Raw genomic sequence first — 6,349 nt, 5'->3', positions numbered from 1 at the left:
AAAATGAAAGAAAAATCAGTAGATCAACAAAAAAGAATCGAAAAAGCTCAAAAAGATGCTAATAAATTAGCAAGATAAATTATAAACCACCCTCGGGTGGTTTTTTTGAATAAATTTTAGATATTAAAATAATTGTAATACAAATAATAATAAATGAAAATTGCTCTCATTCAATCCAATTTAATTTGGGAAAACCCAGATGAAAATCGAAAATATTTTGAACAAAAAATCAATTCGATTACTAAAGAAATAGATCTAATTGTGCTTCCTGAAATGTTCACGTCGGGTTTTACAATGAATCCAAAATTGGTTGTAGAAACTATGAATGGTGAGACTATTACATTATTAAAATCTTTGGCCAAAGCCAAAAATTGCGCCATAACAGGAAGTTTAATCATTACAGAAAACAATAATTTCTACAACCGATTAATTTTTATTTTTCCGTCGGGAGAAATGGAACATTATGACAAAAAACATTTGTTTTCTTTGGCTAGCGAAGACAAAATTTACACTTCTGGAAAGACAAAATTGATTGTAGAATACAAAGGTTTTAAAATTTGTCCTTTAATATGTTACGACTTGCGTTTTCCTGTTTTTTCTCGAAATACAGAAAATTATGATGTATTAATTTATGTTGCCAATTGGCCAAAACCAAGAATAAGTGCTTGGGATATTCTGCTTAAAGCGCGTGCTATCGAAAATATGTGCTACACAATTGGAGTAAATAGAATTGGTCTCGATGAAAATAATCACGAGTATATTGGACATTCACAAGCGATAGATTTTTTAGGAAACTCCATTCTCGAACCACAAGAAAACGGAGGTATTTTTATAATTGTTTTAGACAAACAAAAAATGCTAGAAACTAGAAATAAATTTGGTTTTCTAAATGATAAAGACACTTTTAAAATTCAGTAATTACTTACCCAAATCGAAATCCTGATTCACGTCCCAATTGGCACGAACATCTATTTCTGTTGGATAATGAACAACTTCTTCGGGCTGGCGATTCTCTAAATAACTTCCCGTATCACGCTGTTTGTTTTTGTTTTGGTCATATATAACACGAAGTGAATATTTTTGCGGCTCAACCAAAATAAATTCGATAGTTGGATTGTTTTCCGAATATTCTGTAGCGAGGATTTTGCCGTTTTTATCAGTCAATTCTACAATAACGGGGAAAGATTTTACGTTTTTTAAATTTATCTTTAGATTTCCGTAATCGGAAGTGTTTTTTGTCGAAAATTTAAAAGTTAAGCTGTCATTTTTCTGACCTAAATAATCTTCAACAGCATTTGGCAATAAGGAAAGGGTATATTTTTCTTCGGGTTCTTTTGTAAATAAAATCTCTAAATTGTGATTGTATTCATCATAATTGGTTTTAAAATCAATTTTTGAAGAGTCTTTTTTTGTTAAAGTCATTTTTGTAAAATCGAACTTATCCAAAGGAGTTTTTGTAACGATAGTAAAATTTTCTTTAAAAGGAATTGCTCCGTTTTGTTTCTGAGATAATTTCAAACTATCCTGACGTTGGTTTTTCAATTTAACAATGTAATCTTTTTTATACTTTTCCTTTTCGATATTCAGGTGAATCGAATCGTTCTTTATTGGTGCAAACCAAACTTGAATAGAATCTTTATCTTCAAATTTAGTCAGCCTAGTTTTTATAATGTTACCATTTTGAAGGGCTTCAATTTTTATGTTTTTTGCGTTTCCTTCGTGAGCAACAATTACTCTATTTCCTGAAGCTTGTGATGGTTTTCTGGTTTTAAAGTTTGCTTCTTCTTTAAATAATTCTAATTCAAAAACAGACTTGTCGGGAACGGAAATTATTTGGTCATAAAATCCTATTTTGTCTTTATTTGGATCAAATTTATAATTACCGCTTTTTTCTTTTAGGGCAACTAATTTGTATTTTCCAGCTTTAATATTTTCTATTTTAAAAGATTTTAAACTATCGGAAGTATTGGTTATATATCGTGGTGTTTGTTTGTAAATAATTGAATCATTGTATTTTTCGTCGACTTCATAAAGCATCACATTTACAGATTTATCAGTGTCTTTTTCGTAGGAATCTTTAATAATTCCTTCAACGGAAAGAGAATCAATAAATGTTCCAGTAGAAAGTACATACTTTAGTTGCGGAAAAGGATTTTCCTCATTATAATCGACAATACTTTTCCCGAAATTGAAGCTATAAGTAGTGTTTGGCTTCAAAGTATCATTAATTTTGATGGTAATATATTTGCTGGCAGTTCCTTGAGGCAAAACCGTTATAGGAGTTTTCATAGGTGGAGAAACGATGAGTTGTTTTTGTAAATCTTTGATTTTTACATATTCATCGAAAGTGATTTTGATGGTATTTTTGTTAAAATTTGTCGAAAAATTCTCTGGAAAACTAGAAGTGATTTTAGGTGGTGTAATGTCTTTATCGCCGCCAGTTATTGTCCCTCTTTTTGCACAACTCACAACAATAAGCAACGTACAAAAAATAACTATTAGTATATGAATCTTTCTCATGAAATTCGATTTAATCAAGTGCAAAATAACGACTATATTTAGTGTAAACGAAATAATTTTAAAATTGTTTAACCTTTTAAAATAAATCTAGGATTGCGACATAGCAATAGTAACAATGCTCAATTTTGCGCCAGGAATTTTCAAAATAGCTTTTCCACAAGCCTCGAGCGTTGCGGCAGTGGTAAGAACATCATCTATAAGTAAGAAGTGTTTGTTGTGGTGAATGTCCGAAAATTGCACATGAAAAGTATTTTCGGATACAGAATTTCGGTTTATTAAGTTCTTTTTAGATTGTGTTATAGCATATTGGTTTCGGGCTAAAATAGTATGGTCAAATTGTTTTTCTAGCCCTTTTGCGACAGCATTTCCAAAAGTTGTTACTTGATTATAACCGCGTTCTTTCAACCTTTTTTTATGCAATGGAACAGGAATAATATAGTCAGTGTTTTTTAGTATTTCAATGTTTTTCAAATCATTAGCATACCATTCTCCTAAGACTAATCCTATTTTTTGATGGTTTCTATATTTCAGATTATGAATGAGCTGCTGCACGATTCCTTTTTTGTGATAATACAACATTGCCGAAGCGTGTTCTATAGGAATTCGTTCATAAAATTTTTTAAAAGACTCATTTTCAGTAAGTAACAAATCGTTAGTTAAGGGCATGTTGTGTCTACATGAAATGCAAATGGTATCCTCGTTTTGCAAAAGCATTTCCGAACAGCCAGAACATACGTTTGGAAAGAATAATTTTATCAGATTTTTAAGCATTTTGTCGATTTTATTTGCGATAATATAAAATAATATATATTTTTATTTAAAACTATAAATTTTCCTCAAATTATGACGTTAAGAACCACCCTAACGGCAATAAAGATTTCTTCCGTCGTTTTTGTATCCACAACTATGGTCTTTGCTGTAAAGTATTACGATAGCCAAAGTAAAAACAAAAAGTTAAAGGAAACAATTGCGATAGACAAAAAAACATATACAAATGATTTGAAAGAAATATTCAATCGTTATGATTCTGAATTGCTAAAAAACAAAAAATTAATCCAATCTTCGGGGACTTTAAGACAAGAAAATAAAACTATTACCAATAAAAATGATTTAAAACCCGTTCGAAATTTAAATATTATTTCTGAATTAACCATAAATAATTCTTTTCTAGAAAAAATAGATTCACTAAAAAACAGTTTAAGAAAACAAAGCGATGAAAATAAATCACTTACCAATCAAGTAGACGTTTTAATTAATAAAAACAGAGAGTTACAAAAGCAAAACTCTAATAACGAAAGCATACTAACGGTTTCTAAAAATCTAACAGCAACAAATGTTTATGCAAATGGGATAAAAATTGTGTCTAACAATATTATCGAAACCAAACGTTTTAGTAACACTGAGCAAATAAAAGTTTGTTTTACTTTGTTAGAAAACAAAGCCGCTCTGAAAGGAAACAAAGATTTATACATTCAAATCGTAAATCCAAAAAACAAAATTGTAAACAAAAATGGCGAATTTGTAGAAGACAAAAACAAATTATTAGATTATAGTGCAAAAACAAATGTTTTTTATGACAACGACCAACTCGATGTTTGCGTTTTTGTAGATCCCAATAAAAATGATATACTAAAAGGAGATTACGAAATAAATATTTTTTCGGGAATTAATCTAATTGGGAACACAGTTTTTTCTCTAAAATAGTTATATTTTTTTTGATTATTTTTTTTCTAAAATTTTCATTCCCTTTTCTTATTTTTGCAACATGGCAAAACAAGAAGACTTATTTAAGAACGTAATTTCACATGCTAAAGAATACGGATTTATTTTTCCGTCGAGCGAAATTTACGATGGTTTGAGCGCAGTATATGATTACGCTCAAAATGGTGCAGAACTAAAGAAAAACATACGAGAATATTGGTGGAAATCGATGGTGCAAATGCACGAAAATATTGTAGGTATTGATGCTGCAATATTAATGCATCCAACGACTTGGAAGGCTTCAGGTCACGTAGATGCTTTCAACGATCCATTAATAGACAATAAAGACTCCAAAAAAAGATACAGAGCTGATGTTTTAATCGAGGATTATGCCGAAAAATTAAACCAAAAAGCCGAAAAAGAAATCGAAAAAGCAAGTATTCGCTTTGGTGAAAGCTTTAATCGTGAAGAATTTGTAACTACAAATGCTCGTGTGGTAGAATATTTGTCTAAAAAGAACGAAATTCTAGCAAGAATGGCTCGTTCTTTAGAAACCGAAAATTTGGCTGATGTAAAAGCACTAATCGAAGAATTAGAAATTGCTTGCCCAGATTCAGGATCAAGAAATTGGACCGAAGTAAAGCAATTTAACCTCATGTTTGGTACAAAAATTGGAGCCTCAGCAGAATCTGCTATGGATTTATATTTGCGTCCAGAAACAGCACAAGGTATTTTTGTAAACTTCCTAAATGTTCAAAAATCTGGTCGTATGAAAATTCCTTTCGGAATCGCACAAACAGGAAAAGCATTTAGAAACGAAATCGTTGCACGTCAGTTTATATTCAGAATGCGTGAATTCGAACAAATGGAAATGCAATTTTTTGTAAAACCAGGTGAAGAGATGAAGTATTACGAATATTGGAAAACTACCCGTTTAAACTGGCATTTGTCACTCGGATTAGGAAAAGAAAATTACCGTTTTCATGACCACGAAAAATTAGCACATTACGCAAATGCAGCTTCTGATATCGAGTTTAATTTCCCTTTCGGATTCAAAGAATTAGAAGGAATACATTCTCGTACTGATTTCGATTTGAAAGCACACGAGAAATTTTCAGGAAAAAAATTACAATATTTTGATACCGAAACCAATGCAAATTATACGCCGTATGTTGTAGAAACATCGGTAGGATTAGACAGAATGTTCTTGGCAGTTTTTTCAAATTCATTAAAAGAAGAAACTCTAGAAGATGGTTCGACAAGGACAGTTTTGCAATTGCCATCGGTTTTAGCACCTACAAAAGCAGCGGTTTTACCATTGGTAAAGAAAGACGGTTTGCCAGAAGTTGCCAGAAAAATTATTGAAGACTTAAAATGGGATTTCAATGTCGCTTATGACGAGAAAGATGCAGTTGGAAGACGTTACAGAAGACAAGATGCACTTGGAACACCATTTTGTATCACAGTCGATCATCAGACATTAGAAGACGAAACAGTAACTATTCGTCATCGTGATACTATGAAACAAGATCGAGTTAAAATTTCTGAATTAAGAGATATCATTAACAATGAAGTTTCAGTAAAAAACTGGTTGATGAAGATGTAGTTTCATTTGAAACTTACTAAAAGTAAAAATCCGAATAGAAATATTCGGATTTTTTTTGTGGGATATTTATTTATAGCATTGTCATTTCGACGAAGGAGAAGTCTCAATTTAGTTATTTAAATTACTGTATTTCTCCTTCGTCGAAATGACAAACTGTTTTTTTGTTCCAGTAAATTCAAATATTAAAAAGATCTCAGTAATAAATTAAAAACAAAAAACCCGAATATTTCTATTCGGGTTTTGTGGTACCTCCAGGGATCGAACCAGGGACACATGGATTTTCAGTCCATTGCTCTACCATCTGAGCTAAGGTACCTCGCTATTGCGGGTGCAAATATAGAATGATTTTTAGTTTATCCAAAACAATTTTTAAAAAAAATCAATTCGTATCTTCGCAACATCAAAAAATAAAATATGATTCTAGCTATTGATGTCGGAAATACAAGAATTAAAGCTGCTGTCTTTGAGGATGATATACTCGTAGAAAATTTTGTGTTTTTTAAAAATGAACTCCAAAAAAAC

At 30.9% G+C, this 6,349-nt stretch carries 5 protein-coding genes, 1 tRNA gene and 1 pseudogene; 4 read left to right on the top strand and 3 right to left on the bottom strand.

Features of this window, described 5'->3' with window-relative positions; genetic code table 11:
* Positions 1-153 precede the first annotated feature (153 nt).
* Positions 154-918, top strand: coding sequence for a nitrilase family protein (locus ACH2BG_RS10065; RefSeq protein ID WP_395047561.1), 765 nt, complete (start codon positions 154-156; stop codon positions 916-918).
* Here the strand turns inward: ACH2BG_RS10065 and ACH2BG_RS10060 are convergent, their stop codons facing one another.
* Both ACH2BG_RS10060 and ACH2BG_RS10055 read right to left on the bottom strand, forming a co-directional pair.
* Positions 919-2,520 (bottom strand): Ig-like domain-containing protein, encoded by a 1,602-nt coding sequence (locus tag ACH2BG_RS10060; RefSeq protein WP_395047560.1) that lies wholly within the window; start codon positions 2,518-2,520, stop codon positions 919-921. It lies immediately after the preceding gene.
* A gap of 87 nt (positions 2,521-2,607) precedes the next feature.
* A complete protein-coding gene (locus tag ACH2BG_RS10055) occupies positions 2,608-3,291 on the bottom strand; it encodes a ComF family protein (protein WP_395047559.1) in 684 nt (227 codons plus the stop codon).
* 72 nt (positions 3,292-3,363) lie between these two features.
* Here ACH2BG_RS10055 and ACH2BG_RS10050 point away from each other — a divergent pair, with 72 nt between their 5' ends.
* Together ACH2BG_RS10050 and ACH2BG_RS10045 are read left to right on the top strand one after the other, a co-directional pair.
* Positions 3,364-4,224 carry a hypothetical protein gene (locus ACH2BG_RS10050; protein WP_395047558.1) on the top strand — a complete coding sequence of 287 codons (861 nt, stop codon included), beginning with the start codon at positions 3,364-3,366 and terminating at the stop codon, positions 4,222-4,224.
* Positions 4,225-4,285: 61 nt separating this feature from the next.
* Entirely contained in the window at positions 4,286-5,827 is a 1,542-nt protein-coding gene (locus ACH2BG_RS10045) for a glycine--tRNA ligase (protein WP_395047557.1), read from the top strand.
* A 243-nt stretch (positions 5,828-6,070) separates the two neighbouring features.
* On the opposite strand, the gene ACH2BG_RS10040 is transcribed toward ACH2BG_RS10045, so the two are convergent.
* A tRNA-Phe gene (locus ACH2BG_RS10040) sits at positions 6,071-6,143 on the bottom strand.
* A 98-nt stretch (positions 6,144-6,241) separates the two neighbouring features.
* Here ACH2BG_RS10040 and ACH2BG_RS10035 point away from each other — a divergent pair.
* Positions 6,242-6,349 (top strand): annotated as a pseudogene (locus ACH2BG_RS10035) (pantothenate kinase); the annotation flags it as partial.

Origin of the sequence: Flavobacterium sp. (assembly GCF_043779715.1) — a bacterium.
In the GTDB taxonomy this organism is placed as follows: Bacteria; Bacteroidota; Bacteroidia; order Flavobacteriales; family Flavobacteriaceae; genus Flavobacterium.
This window is presented reverse-complemented; position numbering and strand designations above follow the sequence as displayed.

Excerpts from the sequence above, each read along its gene's own strand:
- ACH2BG_RS10060 (WP_395047560.1), bottom strand. The coding sequence starts at position 2,520 with ATGAGAAAGATTCATATACTAATAGTTATTTTTTGTACGTTGCTTATT.
- ACH2BG_RS10050 (WP_395047558.1), top strand. The coding sequence starts at position 3,364 with ATGACGTTAAGAACCACCCTAACGGCAATAAAGATTTCTTCCGTCGTT.
- ACH2BG_RS10045 (WP_395047557.1), top strand. The coding sequence starts at position 4,286 with ATGGCAAAACAAGAAGACTTATTTAAGAACGTAATTTCACATGCTAAA.
- ACH2BG_RS10065 (WP_395047561.1), top strand. The coding sequence starts at position 154 with ATGAAAATTGCTCTCATTCAATCCAATTTAATTTGGGAAAACCCAGAT.
- ACH2BG_RS10055 (WP_395047559.1), bottom strand. The coding sequence starts at position 3,291 with ATGCTTAAAAATCTGATAAAATTATTCTTTCCAAACGTATGTTCTGGC.